Source organism: Pseudomonas sp. 2 (assembly GCF_056627435.1).
This window is the reverse complement of record NZ_JBWXNG010000003.1, coordinates 203,990-226,243: the sequence shown is the minus strand read 5'-3', so window position 1 is coordinate 226,243 and position 22,254 is coordinate 203,990. Positions and strand designations below refer to the sequence as shown.

23 protein-coding genes and 1 tRNA gene are annotated in these 22,254 nt (G+C 61.0%); 3 read left to right on the top strand and 21 right to left on the bottom strand.

The features are described 5' to 3' along the window. Positions 1-25: 25 nt before the first annotated feature. The 12 genes from rlmN to trmJ all read right to left on the bottom strand — a co-directional run bounded on the left by rlmN (position 26) and on the right by trmJ (position 9,039). Complete coding sequence (gene rlmN, locus AC1MEK_RS06640; RefSeq protein WP_480395468.1) at positions 26-1,174, bottom strand: dual-specificity RNA methyltransferase RlmN; 1,149 nt, start codon at positions 1,172-1,174, stop codon at positions 26-28. A 27-nt stretch (positions 1,175-1,201) separates the two neighbouring features. After that, entirely contained in the window at positions 1,202-1,627 is a 426-nt protein-coding gene (gene ndk, locus AC1MEK_RS06635; protein WP_404637306.1) for a nucleoside-diphosphate kinase, read from the bottom strand. Positions 1,628-1,717: 90 nt separating this feature from the next. Beyond that, entirely contained in the window at positions 1,718-1,918 is a 201-nt protein-coding gene (gene iscX / locus AC1MEK_RS06630) for a Fe-S cluster assembly protein IscX (protein ID WP_274134052.1), read from the bottom strand. Positions 1,919-1,931: 13 nt separating this feature from the next. Next, positions 1,932-2,273, bottom strand: a complete 342-nt coding sequence (fdx, locus tag AC1MEK_RS06625; protein WP_480395467.1) for an ISC system 2Fe-2S type ferredoxin — start codon at positions 2,271-2,273, stop codon at positions 1,932-1,934. A 3-nt stretch (positions 2,274-2,276) separates the two neighbouring features. Beyond that, positions 2,277-4,139: a Fe-S protein assembly chaperone HscA gene (hscA, locus tag AC1MEK_RS06620; protein WP_480395466.1), complete on the bottom strand. Its 1,863-nt coding sequence runs from the start codon at positions 4,137-4,139 to the stop codon at positions 2,277-2,279. A 45-nt stretch (positions 4,140-4,184) separates the two neighbouring features. Beyond that, positions 4,185-4,703, bottom strand: a complete 519-nt coding sequence (gene hscB, locus AC1MEK_RS06615) for a co-chaperone HscB (protein WP_480395465.1) — start codon at positions 4,701-4,703, stop codon at positions 4,185-4,187. Positions 4,704-4,711: 8 nt separating this feature from the next. Then, positions 4,712-5,035, bottom strand: a complete 324-nt coding sequence (gene iscA / locus AC1MEK_RS06610) for an iron-sulfur cluster assembly protein IscA (RefSeq protein WP_400598025.1) — start codon at positions 5,033-5,035, stop codon at positions 4,712-4,714. A 40-nt stretch (positions 5,036-5,075) separates the two neighbouring features. Then, positions 5,076-5,462 carry a Fe-S cluster assembly scaffold IscU gene (gene iscU / locus AC1MEK_RS06605; RefSeq protein ID WP_133752242.1) on the bottom strand — a complete coding sequence of 129 codons (387 nt, stop codon included), beginning with the start codon at positions 5,460-5,462 and terminating at the stop codon, positions 5,076-5,078. Between the two features lie 93 nt (positions 5,463-5,555). Further along, entirely contained in the window at positions 5,556-6,770 is a 1,215-nt protein-coding gene (locus tag AC1MEK_RS06600) for an IscS subfamily cysteine desulfurase (RefSeq protein ID WP_480395464.1), read from the bottom strand. Positions 6,771-6,814: 44 nt separating this feature from the next. After that, entirely contained in the window at positions 6,815-7,306 is a 492-nt protein-coding gene (gene iscR, locus AC1MEK_RS06595) for a Fe-S cluster assembly transcriptional regulator IscR (RefSeq protein ID WP_404616970.1), read from the bottom strand. 168 nt (positions 7,307-7,474) lie between these two features. Next, on the bottom strand, positions 7,475-8,266 hold the full coding sequence (gene cysE / locus AC1MEK_RS06590; protein ID WP_480395463.1) for a serine O-acetyltransferase: 792 nt from the start codon (positions 8,264-8,266) through the stop codon (positions 7,475-7,477). Then, entirely contained in the window at positions 8,266-9,039 is a 774-nt protein-coding gene (gene trmJ / locus AC1MEK_RS06585) for a tRNA (cytosine(32)/uridine(32)-2'-O)-methyltransferase TrmJ (protein WP_480395462.1), read from the bottom strand. Before trmJ ends, cysE begins: the two co-directional genes overlap by 1 nt. A gap of 226 nt (positions 9,040-9,265) precedes the next feature. On the opposite strand from trmJ, the gene suhB reads away from it, so the two are divergent. Next, positions 9,266-10,081, top strand: a complete 816-nt coding sequence (suhB, locus tag AC1MEK_RS06580) for a type III secretion system regulator SuhB (RefSeq protein ID WP_480395461.1) — start codon at positions 9,266-9,268, stop codon at positions 10,079-10,081. Positions 10,082-10,235: 154 nt separating this feature from the next. On the opposite strand, the gene AC1MEK_RS06575 is transcribed toward suhB, so the two are convergent. Beyond that, on the bottom strand, positions 10,236-11,165 hold the full coding sequence (locus AC1MEK_RS06575; RefSeq protein ID WP_480395460.1) for a LysR family transcriptional regulator: 930 nt from the start codon (positions 11,163-11,165) through the stop codon (positions 10,236-10,238). 132 nt (positions 11,166-11,297) lie between these two features. On the opposite strand from AC1MEK_RS06575, the gene AC1MEK_RS06570 reads away from it, so the two are divergent. Then, positions 11,298-12,509, top strand: coding sequence for a cation:dicarboxylate symporter family transporter (locus AC1MEK_RS06570; RefSeq protein ID WP_480395459.1), 1,212 nt, complete (start codon positions 11,298-11,300; stop codon positions 12,507-12,509). Between the two features lie 111 nt (positions 12,510-12,620). On the opposite strand, the gene AC1MEK_RS06565 is transcribed toward AC1MEK_RS06570, so the two are convergent. The 8 genes from AC1MEK_RS06565 to queA form a co-directional block, all read right to left on the bottom strand. Further along, positions 12,621-14,222 (bottom strand): argininosuccinate lyase, encoded by a 1,602-nt coding sequence (locus AC1MEK_RS06565; protein ID WP_480395458.1) that lies wholly within the window; start codon positions 14,220-14,222, stop codon positions 12,621-12,623. Between the two features lie 64 nt (positions 14,223-14,286). Then, positions 14,287-15,525, bottom strand: a complete 1,239-nt coding sequence (locus AC1MEK_RS06560; RefSeq protein ID WP_480395457.1) for an OprD family porin — start codon at positions 15,523-15,525, stop codon at positions 14,287-14,289. Between the two features lie 286 nt (positions 15,526-15,811). Next, on the bottom strand, positions 15,812-16,360 hold the full coding sequence (locus AC1MEK_RS06555) for a glycine zipper 2TM domain-containing protein (protein ID WP_480395456.1): 549 nt from the start codon (positions 16,358-16,360) through the stop codon (positions 15,812-15,814). Between the two features lie 121 nt (positions 16,361-16,481). Continuing rightward, positions 16,482-17,393, bottom strand: coding sequence for a protein translocase subunit SecF (gene secF, locus AC1MEK_RS06550; RefSeq protein WP_480395455.1), 912 nt, complete (start codon positions 17,391-17,393; stop codon positions 16,482-16,484). A 9-nt stretch (positions 17,394-17,402) separates the two neighbouring features. Next, the gene (gene secD, locus AC1MEK_RS06545) at positions 17,403-19,271 is read right to left on the bottom strand and encodes a protein translocase subunit SecD (RefSeq protein ID WP_480395454.1); all 1,869 of its coding nucleotides are present in this window, start codon (positions 19,269-19,271) and stop codon (positions 17,403-17,405) included. A 62-nt stretch (positions 19,272-19,333) separates the two neighbouring features. After that, positions 19,334-19,672 (bottom strand): preprotein translocase subunit YajC, encoded by a 339-nt coding sequence (gene yajC, locus AC1MEK_RS06540; protein ID WP_480395453.1) that lies wholly within the window; start codon positions 19,670-19,672, stop codon positions 19,334-19,336. Between the two features lie 53 nt (positions 19,673-19,725). Beyond that, a complete protein-coding gene (gene tgt, locus AC1MEK_RS06535; protein WP_480395665.1) occupies positions 19,726-20,841 on the bottom strand; it encodes a tRNA guanosine(34) transglycosylase Tgt in 1,116 nt (371 codons plus the stop codon). Positions 20,842-20,855: 14 nt separating this feature from the next. Then, positions 20,856-21,926 carry a tRNA preQ1(34) S-adenosylmethionine ribosyltransferase-isomerase QueA gene (gene queA / locus AC1MEK_RS06530; RefSeq protein ID WP_480395452.1) on the bottom strand — a complete coding sequence of 357 codons (1,071 nt, stop codon included), beginning with the start codon at positions 21,924-21,926 and terminating at the stop codon, positions 20,856-20,858. A gap of 107 nt (positions 21,927-22,033) precedes the next feature. Between queA and AC1MEK_RS06525 the strand changes: the two genes are divergently transcribed. Continuing rightward, positions 22,034-22,118, top strand: a tRNA-Leu gene (locus AC1MEK_RS06525). Positions 22,119-22,254: the final 136 nt, after the last annotated feature.

The following is a 22,254-nucleotide window of genomic DNA, read 5'->3' as shown; positions in this document are numbered from 1 at the left end:
GAGATCCTCTCGGTCAAATTCGCAGTCAGTTGCGAGCCGCAGCGACCTGAGCCACGTCGGCCTCGGCGCTGAGCTCGCGCACAGCGATGTAGCGTTCGCTGCGACGAGTGCGGTCCATTACCTGCCCGACCAACTGTCCACAGGCAGCATCGATGTCCTCACCGCGAGTGGTGCGCACGGTGACGTTATACCCGGCCTGATGCAGCAGATCCTGGAAACGCCGGATCGCGTTGTTGCTCGGGCGCTCGTAGCCGGAGTGCGGGAACGGATTGAACGGAATCAGGTTGATCTTGCAAGGGGTGTCCTTGAGCAGCTCGATCATCTCGACGGCGTGCTCGGGACGGTCGTTGACGTCCTTGAGCAGGGTGTACTCGATGGTCAGGACGCGCTTCTCGCCCAGGGCCGACATGTAGTTGCGGCAGGACTCGAGCAGCATCTTGAGCGGATACTTCTTGTTGATCGGTACCAGCTGGTTGCGCAGCGCGTCGTTGGGCGCGTGCAGCGACAGGGCCAGGGAGACGTCGATGTGCTGCGCGAGCACGTCGATCATCGGTACCACGCCGGAGGTGGACAGGGTCACCCGGCGCTTGGAAATGCCATAGCCGAAGTCGTCCATCATCAGACGCATCGCGGAAATGACATTGTCGAAGTTCAGCAATGGCTCGCCCATGCCCATCATCACCACGTTGGTGATGGCGCGGTCGATGGTGGCCGGGACACTGCCGAAAGATTTGTTGGCAATCCACACCTGACCGATGACTTCGGCGGCGGTGAGGTTGCTGTTGAAGCCTTGCTTGCCGGTGGAGCAGAAACTGCAGTCCAGCGCGCAGCCCGCCTGGGAGGACACGCACAAAGTGCCGCGTTTGCCCTGCGGGATGTAGACGGTCTCGACGCAGCTGCCGGACGCCACACGAACGACCCACTTGCGTGTGCCATCGCTGGAGATGTCCTCGCTGACGACTTCAGGACCACGAATTTCGGCACGGCGCTCGAGCTTTTCGCGCAGCGCCTTGCCGACGTTCGTCATGGCTTCGAAATTGTCGACGCCATAGTGGTGAATCCACTTCATGACCTGCCCGGCACGGAAGCGTTTCTCCCCGATGGACTCGAAGAATTTTTCCATTTCCGGCTGGGTCAGACCCAACAGGTTGATTTTGCCAGTTGTTTCAGTCATGGATTCACCCTCACTCGAAGCGCAAGCTTAGCGAGTGGTTACCTCGGTAGCAGCGAAGAAGTAAGCGATTTCGCGAGCAGCAGCGGCTTCGGAGTCCGAACCGTGAACGGCGTTGGCGTCGATGGACTCGGCGAAGTCAGCACGGATGGTGCCTGGAGCCGCTTCTTTAGGGTTGGTAGCGCCCATCAGCTCACGGTTTGCCAGGATGGCGTTTTCGCCTTCCAGAACCTGAACGACAACAGGGCCCGAAGTCATGAAAGCAACCAGGTCACCGAAGAAACCACGGGCGCTGTGCTCAGCGTAGAAACCTTCTGCTTCGGCTTTGGACAGTTGCTTCAGTTTCGAAGCGACGACGCGCAGACCAGCTTTTTCAAAGCGGGTGGTGATCTCGCCGATTACGTTTTTAGCAACGGCATCAGGCTTGATGATCGAGAAAGTACGTTGAACAGCCATGGTGTAACTCCAGAAACGTTGAGTTTTGCGAAAAATTAAACCCGCGAATTATACGCGGGTTCTCATGTATTGCCTAACCTGCAGAGACGATCAGTCTATTTCGTCGACCCAAAGGGTCTGGACCGCTTCAAGGACCTTCTCGCCGACGCGGCCAGAGGTGTCATCGAAGTCCGGCAATTGCTGGATCATCTGTTGCAACTTGACGAACCCCACCGAGTACGGGTCGACGCCCGGATGGGCTTCGGCCAGTTCTTCGGCGATGCGTTGTACGTCATTCCAACCGTAGCTCATGACAATCCCTCGGTCAGTGCGGCGCTTCGGCTGCATGGTTTAGCGAATATTTCGGAATCTCGACGGTGAGGTCCTCGGTCCCGACCTTGGCCTGGCAAGCCAGACGCGATTGCGCCTCAAGGCCCCAGGCACGATCAAGATAGTCTTCTTCCAGCTCGTCGGCCTCTTCCAGCGAATTGAAACCTTCGCGGATGATGCAATGGCACGTGGTGCAGGCGCAGACACCGCCGCAGGCACTTTCCATCTCGATGTGGTGTTCGTGAGCGAGCTCCAGGATCGAGGTGCCAGGCTCAGCCTCGACCACCAGCCCGTCCGGGCAGAACTCGTGGTGGGGTAGAAAAATCACCTGCGGCATCAGTTATTCCTCAATCTCATTCAGGTTGCGCCCTGCCAAGGCGGCTTTCACCGTCGAGTCCAGGCGGCGGGCGGCGAACGCGTCGGTCACCTGCGACAGACGCTTGGTCTGCTGCTCGATGGCCATACCGTCGGTGCCCTTCATCAATTCACGGAGTTCGTCGACCTGCATGTCGATGACCATGCGCTCTTCGGCGTCGAGCAGGCGCTCGCCATCGACCGCCAACGCACCTTCGACCGCCTCGATCAGGCGCTGGGCATCGACCTGCTGCTCGCGCAGCACACGGGCGACCTTGTCGTCACCGGCATGCTGGAACGAATCCTTGAGCATGCGGGCGATTTCGCCATCGGTCAGGCCATAGGACGGCTTGACCTGGATGCTGGACTCCACGCCCGACGCCAGTTCGCGAGCGGAAACGCTCAGCAGACCGTCGGCATCGACCTGGAAAGTGACACGAATCTTGGCGGCGCCCGCGACCATGGCAGGAATGCCACGCAGGTCGAAACGCGCCAGTGAGCGGCAGTCGCTGATCAGTTCACGCTCGCCTTGCAGCACGTGAATCATCATGGCCGACTGGCCGTCTTTATAAGTGGTGAATTCCTGCGCGCGGGCCACCGGGATCGTGGTGTTGCGGGGAATGACCTTTTCCATCAGGCCGCCCATGGTCTCAAGACCCAGGGACAGCGGAATCACGTCGAGCAGCAGCAGTTCGCCACCATCGCGCTTGTTGCCTGCCAGGGTATCGGCCTGGATCGCCGCACCGATGGCGACCACCTGATCCGGGTCGATTTCGGTCAGCGGCTGGCGACCGAACAGCTCGGCGACCGCATCACGCACGCGCGGCACGCGGGTCGAACCACCGACCATGACCACCGCTTCGACTTCTTCCAGCTCGATGCCGCTGTCACGCACGGCGCGGCGGCAAGCCTTGAGGCTGCGCGCGATCATCGGCTCGATCAGCTCATCGAAGGCGCTGCGGGTCAGGGTGCCGGCCCAGGCGCCATAAGTGACTTCGACCGACTGAGCGTCGGTGAGTGCTTCCTTGGCCGCGCAAGCGGTCTGCATCAGGCTGCGCTGGGCAGCCGGGTCCAGATCGTCGGACAGGCCGGCCTGGGCGATGATCCAGCTGGCGATGGCGTAGTCGAAGTCATCGCCGCCCAGCGCACTGTCGCCGCCGGTGGCCATGACTTCGAAGACACCGCCGGTCAGGCGCAGAATCGAGATATCGAAGGTACCGCCGCCCAGGTCGTAGATCGCCACCACGCCTTCGGCGTTCTGGTCCAGACCATAGGCCACTGCCGCAGCGGTCGGCTCGTTGAGCAGGCGCAGCACGGTAAGGCCCGCCAGCTTGGCGGCGTCCTTGGTGGCCTGACGCTGGGCGTCGTCGAAATAGGCAGGCACGGTGATGACCGCACCGACAAGATCACCACCCAGCGTGGCTTCGGCACGCTGGCGCAGGACCTTGAGGATGTCGGCCGACACTTCCACCGGGCTTTTCGCGCCCTGCACGGTTTCGATGAACGGCATGTGCGATTCGCCGCCGACGAAGCGGTAAGGCAGTTGCTCACCCAGATGCTTCACATCGGAGACACCGCGGCCCATCAGGCGCTTGACCGAGATGATGGTGTTCAGCGGGTCAGTGGCGGCAGCGTCCTTGGCGGACTGGCCGACTTCCACGCGATCGGCGTGGTAGCGCACCGCTGACGGCAGAATGACTGCGCCATCGGCATCCGGCAGCGGTTCGCTGATGCCGCTGCGCAGGGCCGCGACCAGCGAGTTGGTGGTGCCCAGGTCAATCCCGACGGCAAGACGGCGCTGATGAGGTTTTGGACTTTGGCCGGGTTCGGCGATCTGCAGTAGAGCCATTGCTGTTCTGATATCACTTGCGCGCCGCCCAAGGGCGGCGCGGGGTTAATCGTCGAGGCGCTCTTCGAGCTGGCGCACTTCGTAGGAGAGCTTGTCGAGGAACTGCATGCGGCGCATCAGCCTTTCGGCGTGCTCACGCTGTGCAGCATCATCCCAACAGGCCGCGAAGCTTTCGTTCAGTGCTTCCTGAGCCACCTTGAGCCGACGCTTGAAAGGCGCCACGCCATCGATGTCCGCTTCGTCCTGCAGGTCTTCGAGCTCTTCGCGCCATTGCATCTGCTGCATCAGGAACTCGGGGTCGTGCACCGTCACTTCGAGCGGTACTTCGCCCTTGAGCGCCAGCAGATAACGCGCCCGTTTTGGCGCGCTCTTGAGCGTCTGATAGGCGTCGTTCAGGCTTGCCGAGCGCTCCAGCGCGACACGCTGCTCACGCTCGGAAGCGTCGGCGAAGCGGTCCGGGTGAACGCTGCGGGCAAGCTCGCGATAACGCGTGGCCAGCAGATCGAGGTCCAGCCGGAAACCCGGCTGCAGATCGAACAAGGCAAAATGACAAGGAGTACCCACGTTAAGCCTCAGACGTTGAAGCTTTCGCCGCAGCCACATTCACCGCGCGAGTTGGGGTTGTTGAACTTGAAGCCTTCGTTCAACCCTTCCTTGACGAAATCAAGCTCGGTGCCGTCCAGGTAAACCAGGCTCTTGGGATCGATGATCACCTTGACGCCGTGCTGTTCGAACACCGTGTCTTCGCTTTCCGGCTCATCGACGAACTCGAGCACGTACGCCAGGCCAGAACAACCTGTGGTGCGAACACCCAGGCGAATGCCGTCACCTTTGCCGCGCCCTTCAAGGGAACGACGCACGTGGTTGGCGGCAGCTTCGGTCATGCTGATAGCCATCAGGACTCCTTACCTCTAACTCGCGGGATGAAGTCTGCTCTCAGAGCAGGCCTTTCTTCTGCTTGTAGTCGTGAACGGCGGCCTTGATGGCGTCTTCAGCGAGTACCGAGCAGTGGATTTTCACTGGCGGCAGGGCCAGTTCTTCAGCCAGCTGGGTGTTCTTGATGGTCTCGGCCTCAGCCAGCGTCTTGCCCTTCATCCACTCGGTGGCCAGGGAGCTGGAGGCGATGGCGGAACCACAGCCGTAGGTCTTGAACTTGGCGTCTTCGATGATGCCCTGCTCGTTGACCTTGATCTGCAGACGCATGACGTCGCCGCACGCCGGCGCGCCGACCATGCCAGTGCCGACATCAGGATCTTCCGCGTTCATCTTGCCGACGTTGCGCGGGTTTTCGTAGTGGTCGATGACCTTTTCGCTGTAAGCCATGATGCAATCCTCAACAGGTTCGTCGCTCTTGGCGACACTTCAAAAACAGATCAATACGTTTTCAAAGCGCCGCATTCATGTGGCGACTTCGAATTAGTGTGCTGCCCACTCGATCTTCGAGATGTCGACGCCGTCCTTGAACATGTCCCACAGCGGCGACAGAGCGCGCAGCTTGGTCACGGCTTCGCAGACTTTCTGCGCGGCGTAGTCGATTTCTTCTTCGGTAGTGAAGCGGCCGAAGGTGAAGCGGATCGAGCTGTGTGCCAGTTCGTCGTTGCGGCCCAGGGCGCGCAGTACGTACGAAGGCTCAAGCGACGCCGAGGTGCAGGCCGAACCGGACGAAACGGCCAGGTCCTTGAGCGCCATGATCAGCGACTCGCCTTCGACGTAGTTGAAGCTCAGGTTCAGGTTGTGCGGCACGCGGGCGGTCAGGCTGCCGTTGACGTACAGCTCTTCCAGGTGCTCGACCTGCTTGTAGAAACGGTCGCTCAGGGCCTTGATGCGCTGGTTTTCAGCGGCCATGTCTTCCTTGGCGATACGGAAGGCTTCGCCCATGCCGACGATCTGGTGAGTGGCCAGGGTGCCGGAACGCATGCCGCGCTCGTGACCGCCGCCGTGCATGGTCGCTTCGATGCGCACGCGAGGCTTGCGGCTGACGTACAGCGCGCCGATCCCTTTCGGGCCGTAGGTCTTGTGCGCGGAGAAGGACATCATGTCGACTTTCAGCTTCGACAGGTCGATCTCGACCTTGCCGGTGGACTGGGCAGCGTCGACATGGAACAGCACGCCGCGCGAACGGGTCAGTTCGCCAATGGCAGCGATGTCGTTGACGGTGCCGATTTCGTTGTTCACGTGCATGACCGACACCAGGATGGTGTCGTCACGCAGGACGGCTTCAACCATGGCCGGCGTGATCAGGCCGTCTTCGGTCGGGTCAAGGTAGGTGACTTCGAAACCTTCGCGCTCCAGTTGGCGCATGGTGTCGAGTACGGCCTTATGTTCGATCTTGCTGGTGATCAGGTGCTTGCCCTTGGTGCTGTAGAAATGCGCAGCGCCCTTGATGGCCAGGTTGTCGGATTCGGTGGCACCGGAGGTCCAGACGATTTCACGCGGGTCGGCGTTGACCAGATCGGCGACCTGACGGCGGGCATTCTCGACCGACTCTTCGGCTTTCCAGCCAAAGACGTGGGAACGCGAGGCCGGGTTACCGAAGTTTCCGTCAACCAGCAGGCAATCGCTCATCTTCTGCGCGACACGTGGGTCGACCGGGGTTGTCGCGGAATAATCGAGGTAAATCGGCAATCTCATTGAATATCTCCTATCGGGCAGGCGCGCCGCGCGTTCATCTGCGTTCACTCAACGGCGGATGTTTCAATCTTGTCCAGAAGCTGGGCCTTGTTGTTGCAACGACGCAGATCCTGACGTTGCGCGACTTCCTGCACTTCACGGCGAGTGACGAGGTCGGCCAGGCTGATGCCGCTTAGAAATTCGTGAATCTGCTGGCTGAGGTCACACCACAAGTGGTGGGTCAGACAGGTATCGCCGGCATGGCAATCACCGAGCCCCTGGCAACGCGTGGCATCGACCGATTCGTTGACCGCATCGATCACCTGCGCCACCTGGATCCCCTGCATGTTGCGCGACAGCTGATAGCCGCCACCAGGACCCCGCACGCTGGACACCAGATTGCTGCGACGCAGCTTGGCGAACAGTTGCTCGAGATAGGAAAGGGAAATCCCTTGCCGCTCGGAGATGTCGGCCAGGGACACTGGCCCATGCTGCGCGTGTAACGCCAGGTCGAGCATGGCGGTTACGGCGTATCGGCCCTTTGTAGTCAATCGCATGACGTGTACCGCGGAGGTTCGGAATGAGGGCGAGTATGATATTCCCGAGTATTTAAGTCAACTATAAGACCTAGTAAAGCACTCGGGATTACCCGCAAAAACGCGGCGGTATGGTAGCAAAGACTGCGGCAAAAGGCATGCTTGCATTTTGCCGCGTGCGTCGGTCGCTTATTCCTGAGCGACCTTGCCTTCGCTGCGCTCCTTGATGCAGTCGAACACTTCCTTGTGCAGTTGTGGCAGTTCCTTCTCGCGGTACTCGCAGCCCAGACTCTTGAGCGCCTTGCCCATGTCTTCCATGCGCACGTCCACGGCCTGCAGGTGATCGAGCAATTGGCCAATGGCTTTGGCGACCGGGTCGGGCATGTCTTCGCTGACGCCGTAGGCATCGAAGCCGATCTTCTCGGCCATGGCCTTGCGCTTGGCTTCTGCGGCATCCGGCTCATCGCCGGACTTGACGATGATCTTGCCCGGAATGCCCACCACCGTCGCACCGGCCGGCACCGGCTTGGTGACCACCGCATTGGAGCCGACCTTGGCCCCCGCGCCTACGGTGAACGGGCCGAGCACCTTGGCGCCCGCGCCCACTACCACGCCGTTTTCCAGCGTCGGGTGGCGCTTGCCTTTATTCCAGCTGGTGCCGCCCAGGGTCACGCCCTGATACAGCGTCACGTCGTCGCCGATCTCGGCGGTTTCACCGATGACGATGCCCATGCCGTGATCGATGAAGAAGCGCCGACCGACCTTCGCCCCCGGATGAATCTCGATGCCGGTCAGCCAGCGACCGAAGTTGGAGACCATGCGCGCCGGCCATTTCAGGTCCTTGCGCCACAGCCAGCCGGACGCCCGGTGCAGCCAGATCGCGTGCATCCCGGGGTAGCAGGTCAGCACTTCAAAGGCATTGCGCGCCGCCGGGTCACGGTGAAAAACGCTCTGAATATCTTCTTGCAGACGCTCGAACATCACTGATCCTTCCGCTTGTAGGGCTCACCGTGGGCAACTTTCTGGGTCTCGGTGAGGATGCCACGCAAAATGCTCATTTCCGACCGACTGATTTCCGAGCGACCGTACAAGCGGCGCAACCGGGCCATCAGGTGGCGCGGTTTTTCCGGATCAAGGAAACCAATGTCCACCAGGGTGCTTTGCAGATGCTCATAGAATTTCTCCATGTCATCCATGGCCACTGGCTCGTCGGTGCCGGTAGACGTCGACTCGGGTTTCTTGAATGTGGTGGGCTGACCCTGCGCCGCCAGCCACGCCATGCGTGCTTCATAGCCGAGCACCTGAACTGCGGCCGCCAGATTGAGCGAGCTGAATTCCGGGTTGGACGGAATGTGCACGTGATAATGGCAGCGCTGCAGCTCTTCATTGGTCAGGCCCGCATGCTCGCGACCGAACACCAGGGCGATCTCTTCACCCTGCCCCGCATGCTCGATGGTCTTGACCCCGGCTTCGCGCGGGTCGAGCAAGGGCCAGGGAATCTTGCGATCGCGTGCGCTGGTGCCCATGACCAGATTGGCGCCCACCAGCGCGTCTTCCAGCGTGGCGACAACCTGGGCATTTTGCAGGATGTCATCGGCGCCGGAGGCTCGGGCATCGGCATCGGCATGGGGAAAATGAGCCGGGTTGACCAGCACCAGACGCGACAGGCCCATGTTCTTCATGGCCCGCGCGGCGCCACCGATATTCCCCGGATGACTGGTTTCGACCAGGACGACACGAATGTTTTGCAGCACTGGCGCAGTCTCGCTAGCAGGTGAAAAGGGGGACGGATGTTACAGAAGCACCCGGCCCAAGGCTACGAACCCGTGCTTCCCGATAGAGGCATACACCCGACGACACACCTTTGACCAGAGCCTGTGAGGCGACCGGACGCATGGCAAAGCCGGTTCTCGCGCTGGAAATCGTCGCCAAGAACCCATAGAATGCCCGGCTCTCTTTAACGACCTAGGTGATACATCCATGCAGCCCATGCTGAATATCGCGCTGCGCGCCGCCCGCAGCGCCAGCGAATTGATCTTCCGCTCCATCGAGCGCCTGGATTCCATCAAGGTCGACGAAAAAGACGCGAAAGACTACGTCACCGAAGTCGATCGCGCCGCTGAAAAAGTCATCGTCGACGCCCTGCTCAAGGCCTACCCGACTCACGGCATCCTCGGCGAAGAAAGCGGCCTGCACGCAGGCAGCGGCGAAGGCGCCGACTACCTGTGGATCATCGACCCGCTGGACGGCACCACCAACTTCGTACGTGGCGTTCCGCACTTCGCGGTCAGCATCGCCTGCAAATACCGTGGTCGCCTGGAACACGCCGTGGTTCTGGACCCTGTCCGCCAGGAAGAATTCACCGCCTCCCGTGGCCGTGGCGCCCAGCTGAACGGCCGCCGCCTGCGCGTCAGCCCGCGCAAGAGCCTGGACGGCGCCCTGCTGGGCACCGGCTTCCCGTTCCGCGACAACCAGATGGACAACCTGGAAAACTACCTGAACATGTTCCGTTCGCTGGTCGGCCAGACCGCTGGTATCCGCCGCGCAGGCGCTGCGAGCCTGGACCTGGCCTACGTGGCTGCCGGCCGTTTCGACGCGTTCTGGGAGTCGGGCCTGTCCGAGTGGGACATGGCAGCCGGCGCCCTGTTGATTCAGGAAGCGGGGGGCCTGGTCAGCGACTTCAACGGCGGCCACGAATTCCTCGAGAAAGGCCACGTCGTTGCGGGCAACACCAAGTGCTTCAAGGCCGTACTGACCTCGATTGCACCGTTCGTCCCGGCTTCGCTGAAGCGCTAAGCCTCAGTCGCAGCAGAAAAAACCGGCCAATGTGCCGGTTTTTTTTGTGCCCGTGAGATCGCCCCGCCGGCAAGCCGTGCTGCTACGGTACAGTGTGAATATCAATCCGTAGCAGCACGGCTTGCCGGCGGGGCGATCTTGAATGCGCTATCAATTACCGCAACGAACGACGCCCACAAGCTTTGCGTGACAACGCGATGAAATTCTGCAACGGCGGCAACTGGTTGAAACTGCGGCACACCAGGGTAATCGGCGCATGCAAGCGCGGGCGGGCGTCGCGGATTCGGCAATAGACCACGCTTTCCTTGTGCACATCACGCATCGACGCCGGCACGATGGACACGCCCTCGCCTGCCGCCACCAGGCTCACGTTGGTCAACATGCGCTCGACCTCGAAGGCGATCTTCGGATTGAAACCGGCGTTGTGACAGGCCTTGATCAGGTTGGCGTACATCCCCGGCGCGCCCGGCCTGCGCACAAGAATGAACGGCTCCTGCGCAAGATCATGCAGGGAAATCACAGGCGGCTCATCGACGGCGTCCTGCCCGGCCACCAAGCGATGGCCCACAGGCAGGGTGAACAGCATCTCTTCGTTGAGCAGCCGGTGAAATTCAAGGCTCTGATGACGCCCCACCGGCGCGCGCAAAATGCCGACATCGACACTGCCCTCGATGGCCGCATCGGTCAGTTGCTGAGCACTGCCTTCCTTGAGCGACACCGCAACGCCGGGAAAGCGCTCGCGATAGGCGCGAATCAGTTGTGGAATCAGCGGATGGGCCGCGGCCGAACTGGTGAAGCCGACGCTCAGCTGCCCTTCGATGCCATGGGCGGCGCGGGACGCCTTGAGCGAACCTTCCTGCACCCTCGCCAGAATCTCCTGGGCCTCTTGCAGGAACACTTGCCCGCCCGCTGTCAGATCCACACCTTTGGGGTGGCGCTTGAACAGATCGAAGCCCAGTTCCTCTTCCAGCGCGCGGATCTGCTGGCTCAACGGCGGCTGCTGCATGTTCAGTCGCGCGGCGGCGCGGGTGAAATGACGCTCTTCGGCCACCATGACGAAATAGCGCAGATGACGAAGCTCCATAGTGGTCTATCCCGCAGCGAGGTTTTATGATGGCCGCCCGGTCGATGCGACATTGGCCGGCAAGCGTGCCCAATCCGCCTCGCGCTGACAAGGCAGGCCCATAACAATAAGCACACCCGATCCGGAACGCCGATGCTCCAAAGGCTTGTTCGCAGTACCACGCTGCAGCTTCTGCTGGCCATCATTTGTGGCGCGCTGCTTGGCGTCTTCGAACCGGCACTGGCGGTGACGATGAAGCCGCTAAGCGACGCGTTCATTCGGGTGATCGGCTGGCTGATGCCGCTGATGATGTTCCTGCTGATCGCCTCCGGCGTCGCCGGTTTGCAGGTGCGCCAGCGCGGGCTGGCCGGCAAGGTGTTCGTGTATTTTCAGGCGATCGCGCTGCTGTCGCTGACACTGGCAGGCCTGATGGCCGAGCTCTTTCACCCTGGCATCGGGGTTATCACGAACACTTCAGTCAGCGCCCAGGAGGCGAGCGAGTTTTCCTGGTCGGCATTCGGCTCGCTGCTCACCCGCGGGTTGACCCACAACCCCATCCTGCAGGTGATGCTCGCAGGCCTTGTGACCGGCGCCATTCTCGGGCGCGCCCGAGGCCGTCGTCACGCCGACGCCCTGTGCACGACGCTTGAGAAAGTCGTCGAGTGGCTGTTCAAGGGCCTGAGATTGATCCTGCGCTTCGCCCCGCTGGCCGCGTTCGGCGCCATCGCCTTTACCATCGGCAAGTTCGGCCCTGCATCGGCCCTGCCGCTGCTCAAGTTCGTCGCGGTGATGTACCTGACATCCGCAGCGTTCATACTGCTGGTGCTGGCCCCTGTCGCGCAGTTGTCGGGCCTGTCGCTGTGGGCGCTGGTGATGCATCTGAAAGACGAACTGCTGCTGGCGATCTTCACCGGTTCTTCCGTCGCCGCGCTGCCCGGCTTGATCGGCAAAATGCAAATGCTCGGCTGCGATCGTCAATTGACCCGACTGGTGCTGACCACCGGCTACACCTTCAATCTCAGCGGTTCGAACATTTATCTGATCACGGCGGTGGTGTTTCTGGCGCAGATGGCGGGTATCGAGCTGAACGCGGCGCAACTGCTGACACTGCTGCTAATTTCGCTGGTGACATCGCTGGGCTCGACCAGCATGGCGGGCTCGGCCTTCTTCACCCTGATCGCCACGCTCAATCTGCTGAACCTGGTGCCGGTGGAGGGTGTGGGGTTGCTGCTGGGCGTGGAGCGCCTGATGAAATGCCGGGTGCTGACCAACGTGCTGGGCAATTGCGTGGCGTGCCTGGCGATCGCGCGGTGGCAGACCGCACGAGATGGGTTGAGGTTGAAGCGAATGAACCACACGCTGTAGGAGCGAATTCATTCGCGAAGATTGGACAGGCGATATAGATGCATCGTCTGCCCTATCGCATCGCGAATCAATTCGCTCCTACAGGTTTTGCGTATCGTCACATTGCGGTGGTCAACCTTTGGAAGACGACAACAACTTCTCGAACGCCCGATCCAGATTGCCTTCGGCCTGGGTCAGCTTCTCGCGCCGCTCACGCAGCCACGCCTGATCGGCTTCCAGGTTCTTGTGGGCCTCGGCCAGCATGCGCTTGACCTCCTGCGGCTGCGGCCCGCCGGTGCCCTTGCGGGTGTTGACCATGTTTTCTGGCGAAAGCGCCGCGCGGAAGGTCGCCTCATCCAGCGGCAGGGTGTTCTGCTTCCACTGATATTTGTCCGCCGCCTTGGTGTAGAGCTTTTGCGCATCGGCATAGGGGAAGGTCTTGGGCGTCAGGCCCTCGCTGCGCGCCTGCTCGACGATCAGCGAAGCGAAGCTGTGGCCGATGCGGAACGGCACTTTCTGGGTGCGCTCCAGGGTGTCGGCCAGCTCCATCGAGGTGGTCCACTCGTTCTCAAGTTCTTCGCGAGCGCGCTGCGGGTTGACCTGCAAGGCTTCGAGCACCGCGTCCACGGCACCGAACATCTCCTTGGTGGAATCGAACACGCCCAGCGAGTCGAAGGCGAACTTGTAGTCGGTCATCCCGGTGGTGACGTTATGCGCCCGCAGGGTCACGGACTGCGCCAGTCCTACCACATCCGATGCGCTTTCCCGCGCACGCATCAGCAAGCCCGGGTTGCGCTTCTGTGGCATCGCGCTGCTGGTGTAGGTTTTTTCTTCATCGAGCAGCAGCCACGGACGGATCTGATGGTACTGGGTGTGGATGTCGCCAATCATCGCGCCCACGCGAATCGCTGACGACGACGCAATATTGGCCGCCTCGATCGGGATGTCGTAGGTCGACACTTGGCTCGAATCCAGCGAATTCTCGCGCACGCCATCGAAGCCCAGCAGCTCGGCCAGACGTTCGCGATTGAGCGGATACGCCGAATTGGCCAGCACCGCCGTGCCCATCGGGCTCAGGTTCAGACGCTGATACAACTCGCGAATGCGCTGGCCGTCCCGGTCAAATGCCGCTTCGAACGCCAGCAGATAATGCGCGTAAGTGATCGGCATCGCCTGCACGCCATTGGTGTAGGCCGGAATCAGCGTGTCGACGTTCTTGTCGGCCAGCTCCAGCAGGCGCTTGCGCGTGGCGTTCATGGCTTCGCTGTAGGCCAGCACGTCGGAACGCAGCTTGGCCAGGCGATAAGTGGCGAGCATGTCCTGACGGCTGCGGCCGGAGTGGATCAGCGAGGCTTCGGGGCCGATCTTGTCGGTCATGATCTGCTCAAGCTGCAACACGTCGCTCGGGCGCTTGCCGTTGGGCTGGTCGGCCTGATCGATGGCATAACGCACGCCGCTGGCGATCTTCTGCCCCATCTCCGGCTTGACGATGCCCTCTTCGGTGAGCATCACGATCGAGGCCTTGTTGATGCGGTTCAGCCAGGAGAACTGGCTCTCGCTCTTGCTGCCCTTGGTCCTGGACTTGTCGACCGTGGCACCGATCTTCGCCGCCTGGGCGGCGCATTGTTCGGTGGTAGCACAGGGCACCTCGGCGGTGTTGGCTGCGTAAGCGCCATAGCTGTTGAACAGCGCAAAGGCGACTGCGAGGTGGATGAGTGTCTTTCTGATGGGCATTTCAGGCTCCGTTGCGGCCACAGCCGCGGGTACGCGTTTGAGGAAAAGTGTGAAGGGATGCGACTCAGAGCAGCGGCAAGGTGTAACTGACGATGACCCGGTTCTGGTCGATGTTGTTGCCGCCATTGCTGCGGTAGGTGCCGTTGCGCCACTTGAGTTCGAGGTTCTTCAGCACACCGCTCTGGAACACGTAGGCGATGTCGGTGTTGCGTTCCCATTCGGTGCCTTCCTTGGCGCCACGGGCGAAGTTGTCGCCCTGCAGGTAGCGCGTCATGAAGCTCAGGCCCGGCAGGCCGACCGCCGCGAAGTCGTAGTCGTAACGGGCCTGCCACGAGCGCTCGTCGGGGTTGGCGAAATCCGGGGAAATCATCACGTAGTTGACGAGGAAGGAATCGGTGCCCGCGAGATGCGGAAAGCCGGTGTCGCCGTTCATGCGTTGGTACGCCACGCCAAAACCGTGGCCGAGCACGTTGTAGGTGAAGCGCGCGCCGACAGCGGTGTTGTCGACGTTGGTGTTGCCGTCTTTCAGGGAGCGCGCATAGCGCAGGTCGCTCTTGAGCGACTGCGACTCGCCCAGCGGAAAGTTGTGCACCAGGGTGACGATGTGTTGCTTGTAATTGTTCTCCAGCCCGCCGTAGTTGTAGGACGTGGTCAGCCCCTTGCTCCAGTTGTAACTGGCGCTGGCGAAATCGAACTTGTCGCTGGGGCGACCACCCTTGATCCCCTTGCCTTCGGCCTCGATGTCTTCGTGGCCGCTGTCGTTACGCTCGCTGTTGCTGGTCAGCCGACCGACGTTGAGGGTCATGTCGGTGATGTCCTTGGACGTCACCTGAGCGCCACGAAACGTCTGCGGCAGCAGTCGTCCATCGTTGGGCAGCACGGTAGGCAATTTCGGCATCAACGTACCGACCCGCAGCACGCTCTTGGAGATGCGCGCCTTGGCGGTGACGCCTGCGCGGCCATAGTCGTCCGGCGCCTTTTCGTCGCCCACCGGCAGCAGGCCGGAATTGCGGCGGTCAGGGCCGGAATCGAGCTTCAGCCCGAACAGACCGATGGCGTCCACACCAAAGCCGACAGTGCCTTCGGTGAAACCGGATTCGTAGTTGAGGATCAGGCCCTGGGCCCATTCATCGCGCTTGGACTGGCTGGCGCCGTCTTGGCGGTAATCGCTGTTGAAGTAGAAGTTGCGAAATTCCAGATCGGCCTTGCTGTCTTCCAGGAAGTCGGCTTCGGCAAAGCATGGGATCAGGCTCAGTCCGAAGGCAGCAGACGTGAGGCCGAGAGAGATTGGGCTCTTTTGCATTGTTGTTTTCCGCATGGCGTAGCTGTTTTTTATTGGTTTTGTCAGGTGGCTTGGCACCTGGGAAAAGCTTACGCGGCGGGATTTCAAATAAAAAATATATAGTTAATACCAACTTGATATTTATTACATATGAATGCTTTTCGTAGCAGCACGGCTTGCCGGCGGGTGCGATCTTGAGAATGTCCCCGCCGGCAAGCCGTGCTGCTACGGGGTTGGTTGAAGGCTAAAAATCAGGCAAAAAAAAACGCCCCTGCATGAGGGGCGTTTTTGGGGGAACTGCCGAGGCTTATTGCTGGCCGGCCTGGCTCAACTCCAGCTGGCCGTCCTTGTTGACCGGAATCTGATTGCCCGGATCGCGGTCCATGCGCACTTGCCCGACCTTGTCGTTGAGCTTGTACTTGACGTTGTAGCCCACGACCTTGTCGCTGATGTCGTTGACCGTGTTGCAGCGGGTTTCGGTGGTGGTGTAGGTGTCACGGTTCTGCATGCCTTCCTGCACCTTATTACCGGCATAACCGCCGCCGACCGCACCGGCCACAGTGGCGATCTTCTTGCCGTTGCCGCCACCGACCTGGTTGCCCAGCAGGCCACCTGCGAGGGCACCGACCACCGTACCGACGATCTGATGCTGGTCCTTGACCGGCGCGCGGTGGGTGACCGCGACGTCCTTGCACACTTCACGCGGCGTCTTGATCTGTTCTTTCACAGGCTCGACGGCAAGTACCTGAGCGTACTCAGGGCCGTTGTTCTTAACGAGGCTATAGGTGGCCAAAGCGCCGCCGGCGGTCACACCGACAGCACCCAATACCGCACCAACTAGCAACGATTTGTTCACGTGAACCTCCTGACCGTATTCAGCGCAACAATTTCTTACGCTACTCCCAGCCTTGGAGCACAAAAAAAGGCGCGAGTTCACACTCGCGCCTTCTAACGTGATGACCGGTCAGATCAAATCGTTATGGACGGTCGTCCACCTGCTCGGCAGTGACCGGTGGCAACAGGTCTTCGGTACGCAGGTTCAGCCAGATCAACACCACGTTGGCGATGTAGATCGAGGAGTAGGTACCGGCCAGCACACCGATGAACAGCGCCACGGAGAACCCGTGCAGGCTGTCGCCACCGAAGATCCACAGGGCGATGATCGCCAGCAAAGTGGAGATCGATGTCGCCAGGGTCCGCAGCAGGGTCTGGGTGGTGGAGATGTTGATGTTCTCGATCAGCGACGCCTTGCGCAGCAGACGGAAGTTCTCACGAACCCGGTCGAAGACCACGATGGTGTCGTTGAGCGAGTAACCAATGATCGCCAGCACCGCCGCCAGTACCGTCAGATCGAAGGTGATCTGGAAGAACGACAGGATGCCCATGGTCACGACCACGTCGTGGATCAGCGAGATGATCGCGCCAACCGCGAACTTCCACTGGAAGCGGAAGGCCACGTAGACCAGAACGCCACCCAGCGCCAGCAACATGCCCAGGCCACCCTGGTCGCGCAGCTCTTCACCGACCTGCGGGCCGACGAACTCGACGCGTTTGACGGTGGCCGGGTTATCGGCACCGGTCTTGCGCAGCGCGTCCGCGACCTGGGCGCCCAGTTGCGGGTCTTCACCCGGCATACGGACCAGCAGGTCAGTGGTGGCGCCAAAGCTCTGCACCACCGCTTCGTGATAACCGGCGCTGACCAGCTCTTCACGCACCTTCCCGAGATCGGCCGGGCGCTCGTAGGTCAGCTCGATCAGCGTACCGCCGGTGAAGTCCAGACCGAAGTTCAGCCCTTTGTGGAACCAGCTGAACAGCGCCAGTACCGTGAGGAGCATGGTCAGGCCGAACGCAACGTTGCGAACGCCCATGAAGTTGATTGTACGTAACATGGCAGCCCCTTAGATCCACAGCTTCTTGAAGTCACGGCCGCCGTAAATCAGGTTGACCATTGCGCGGGTCACCATGATGGCTGTGAACATCGAGGTAAAGATGCCGAGCGACATGGTCACGGCGAAGCCTTTGACCGGGCCGGTGCCCATGGCGTAGAGAATGCCGCCGACCAGCAGCGAGGTCAGGTTGGCGTCGAGAATCGCCGTGTAGGCGCGGTCGAAACCTTCACTGATTGCACGTTGCACGGTCATGCCATTGGCCAGTTCCTCGCGAATACGCGAGAAGATCAGCACGTTGGCGTCCACCGCCATACCCATGGTCAAGACGATACCGGCGATACCCGGCAGGGTCAGCGTCGCGCCCAGGATCGACATCAGCGCCAGCAGCATGACCATGTTGAAGGCCAGTGCCACGGTCGCGATCAGGCCGAAGAAACGGTAGATGGCGATGATGAACAGCGACACGAACAGCATGCCCCACAGGGAAGCGTCGACACCCTTGGTGATGTTGTCGGCACCCAGGCTCGGGCCGATGGTACGCTCTTCAGCGAAGTACATCGGTGCGGCCAGACCACCGGCACGCAGCAGCAGCGCCAGCTCGGACGACTCACCCTGGCCGTTCAGGCCGGTGATGCGGAACTGCGCACCCAGCGGCGACTGGATGGTCGCCAGGCTGATGATTTTCTTGTCTTCCTTGAACGTCTGCACCGGCACGTCTTTCTCGACGCCGTCGACCATCTGCTTGACGTAGGTGGTCTGCGGACGCTGCTCGATGAAGATCACCGCCATGCTGCGACCGACGTTGGCGCGGGTAGCGCGGCTCATCAGGTCGCCGCCGTGGCCGTCGAGCTTGATGTTCACCTGCGGACGACCGTGCTCGTCAAAGCCCGCCTTGGCGTCGGTCACCTGGTCACCGGTGATGATCAGGCCACGCTCCACCGCGGCTGCCGGACGACCGCCTTCGCGGAACTCGAACATCTCGGTGGTGGCCTTGGTGTCATCCGGGCCTGCACCCAGACGGAACTCCAGGTTGGCAGTCTTGCCCAGAATACGCTTGGCTTCGGCAGTGTCCTGCACGCCTGGCAGCTCGACCACGATGCGGTTGGCACCCTGGCGCTGAACCAGCGGCTCGGCCACGCCCAGCTCGTTGACCCGGTTACGCACCGTGGTCAGGTTCTGCTTGATCGAATATTCGCGGATCTCGGCGACCTTGGCCTGGGTCATGGCCAGACGCAGGATCGGCATCTCGCCACGGTCAGCCGTGGTGATATCGAAATCGCTGTAATCCTTGCGGATCAGGCTGCGGGCCTGTTCACGCGAATCGGTGTCGCTGAAGCCCAGCTGAATGGCATTACCATCCTGCGGCAGGCTGCGATAACGCACTTTTTCCTTGCGCAGCAGGCTCTTGACTTCGCCTTCGTAGACGTTCAGACGCGCACTGAGTGCCTTGTCCATGTCGACTTCCAGCAGGAAGTGCACACCGCCGGACAGGTCCAGACCCAGTTTCATCGGGCTCGCGCCCACGTTGCGCAGCCACTTTGGCGTGGTCTGTGCCAGGTTCAGTGCAACGACGTAGTCGTCACCCAGCGCCTTGCGCGCGACATCCTTGGCCGGCAGCTGGTCTTCCTGTTTGGTCAGACGCAACAAACCGCCCTTGCCATTCTCGGCCAGAGACGCGCCCTTGACCGCGATGCCAGCATCGGTAAGCGCCTTGCTCACGCGATCCAGATCAGCCTGATTGACCTGCAGCGCAGTGCTTGCGCCGCTGACCTGAATGGCCGGGTCGTCAGGGTAGAGATTGGGTGCGGAATAAATAAAGCCGATGCCCAGTACAACCAGGATCAGGATGTATTTCCACAGTGGGTATTTGTTCAACATCACGCCGCCTGCTTATAACGCGGGGCGCCTTGCGCGCCCCGTCGATTGGTAAAAGACTGGAATCAGATGGCTTTCAGGGTGCCTTTAGGCAGGGTGGCAGCGATGGCGCCCTTCTGGATCTTCAGTTCAACAGTGTCGGAAACTTCGATCACCACGAAATCATCAGTCAGTTTGTTGATCTTGCCCGCGATGCCACCGGAAGTAACGACTTCATCGCCCTTCTGCAGGTTGTTCAGCAGGTTTTTCTGTTCTTTGGCACGTTTGGCCTGTGGACGCCAGATCATCAGATAGAAGATGACCAAAAAGCCGACCAGGAAAATCCACTCGAAACCCGAACCCGCCGGACCCGCAGCAGCAGGCGCAGCAGCGTCCGCCATGGCGTTGGAAATGAAAAAGCTCATTTAGCACTCCAGTTGCATAATTTTAATAAGAAGCGATCAAGACCGGCTGTCAATCAACCCAGCGGCGGCGTGGCAAGCCCGCGCTTGGCATAGAACGTATCGACAAAGGCGGCCAATGTACCCTGTTGAATAGCCTCGCGCAAACCAGCCATAAGCAGCTGGTAATACCGCAAATTGTGGATCGTATTGAGCATGCTACCCAGCATTTCGCCGCACTTGTCCAGGTGGTGGAGATAAGCGCGGGAGAAGTTCTTGCAGGTGTAGCAGTCGCATGTCGGATCCAGCGGCGAATCATCATGGCGATGGAACGCGTTGCGAATCTTCAGTACACCGGTGTCGATGAACAGATGACCGTTGCGGGCGTTGCGCGTAGGCATCACGCAGTCGAACATGTCGACTCCGCGGCGCACACCTTCAACCAGGTCTTCGGGCTTGCCTACACCCATAAGGTAACGAGGTTTGTCAGCGGGCATGCGGCCGGGCAGATAATCCAGCACCTTGATCATCTCGTGCTTGGGCTCGCCCACCGACAGGCCACCAATGGCCAGGCCGTCGAAATCCAGTTCGCTCAGGCCTTCCAGCGAGCGCATGCGCAGGTTTTCGTGCATACCGCCCTGGACGATGCCGAACAGTGCCGCGGTGTTGTCACCGTGGGCGATCTTCGAACGCTTGGCCCAGCGCAGCGACAGCTCCATGGAGGTGCGCGCCACGTCTTCGTCGGCCGGGTACGGCGTGCATTCGTCGAAGATCATCACGATGTCAGAGCCCAGATCGCGCTGGACCTGCATCGACTCTTCCGGGCCCATGAACACCTTGGAGCCATCGACCGGCGAGGCGAAGGTCACGCCCTCCTCCTTGATCTTGCGCATCGCGCCCAGGCTGAACACCTGGAAGCCGCCGGAGTCGGTGAGAATCGGGCCTTTCCACTGCATGAAATCGTGCAGGTCGCCGTGGGCCTTGATCACCTCGGTGCCGGGACGCAGCCACAGGTGGAAGGTGTTGCCCAGAATGATCTCGGCGCCGATGGCCTCGATATCCCGCGGCAGCATGCCCTTGACGGTGCCATAGGTGCCGACCGGCATGAAGGCCGGGGTTTCGACGGTGCCACGGGGAAAGGTCAGACGACCGCGACGCGCCTTGCCATCAGTGGCAAGCAGCTCGAAAGACATACGACAGGTGCGACTCATGCGAGATCCTCGGGGGCCGCATCTGATCCTTGAGGTGCAGTCGGCGCCGGATTGCGGGTGATGAACATGGCATCCCCGTAACTGAAAAAGCGGTAACCGTGCTCCACCGCCGCCGCGTAGGCCGCCATGGTTTCCGGGTAACCGGCGAATGCCGAAACCAGCATCAACAGCGTGGATTCAGGCAAATGGAAATTGGTGACCAGGGCATCGACCACATGAAACGGCCGGCCTGGATAAATGAAGATATCGGTGTCGCCGCTGAACGCCTTGAGCACGCCATCACGCGCCGCGCTCTCCAGCGAACGCACACTGGTGGTGCCCACTGCGACCACCCGGCCACCGCGCGCACGGCACGCGGCCACGGCATCGACCACGTCCTGAGTGACTTCCAGCCACTCGTTGTGCATGTGGTGATCCTCGATCCGCTCCACGCGCACCGGCTGGAACGTCCCCGCGCCCACGTGCAGAGTGACGAACGCAGTCTCGACGCCCTTGGCGGCAATCGCGTCCATCATCACCTGATCGAAATGCAGCCCCGCCGTCGGCGCCGCCACCGCACCGGCGCGCTGCGCGTACACGGTCTGATACCGCTCGCGGTCGGCGTCTTCGTCCGGACGATCTATATAAGGAGGCAACGGCATGTGCCCCACCCGCTCGAGCAGCGGCAGCACCGGCTCGGCGAAACGCAACTCGAACAGCGCATCATGCCGCGCGATCATCTCGGCCTCGCCCCCGCCGTCGATGAGGATCATCGATCCGGCCTTGGGCGACTTGCTCGAGCGCACATGGGCCAGCACGCGATGCTGATCCAGCACCCGCTCCACCAGAATCTCCAGCTTGCCGCCCGAGGCTTTTTGCCCGAACAAACGCGCCGGAATCACCCGGGTATTGTTGAAAACCATGAGATCGTCAGGGCGCAAATGCTCCAGCAAATCAGCGAATTGGCGATGCGCCAGCGCCCCGCTCGGCCCATCGAGGGTCAGCAGGCGGCTGCCACGACGCTCAGCCAGCGGATGGCGAGCGATCAGTGCATCAGGGAGGTCAAAGGTAAAGTCGGCGACACGCATGATGGGGTTCGTCTAGCAGGGCCGGGAAGTTTAGCGGAAAAGTAAAAAATTGACCATGAAACGTGATTGACCAACGGTAGGCACCTCTCTATACTCCGCCGCCACAAGCCCTGATGGCGGAATTGGTAGACGCGGCGGATTCAAAATCCGTTTTCGAAAGGAGTGGGAGTTCGAGTCTCCCTCGGGGCACCAACCATCTATTTCTGGCTGTTTCACTCTGTGCCAGAAACCCAGCAAACCCGGCCACCGCGCCGGGTTTTCTGTTTCTGTGTGTCTGCCTCTGTTTCCCTGTGTTTCTTGTCGCCGTGTATGGTCCCGTGTATGTTCG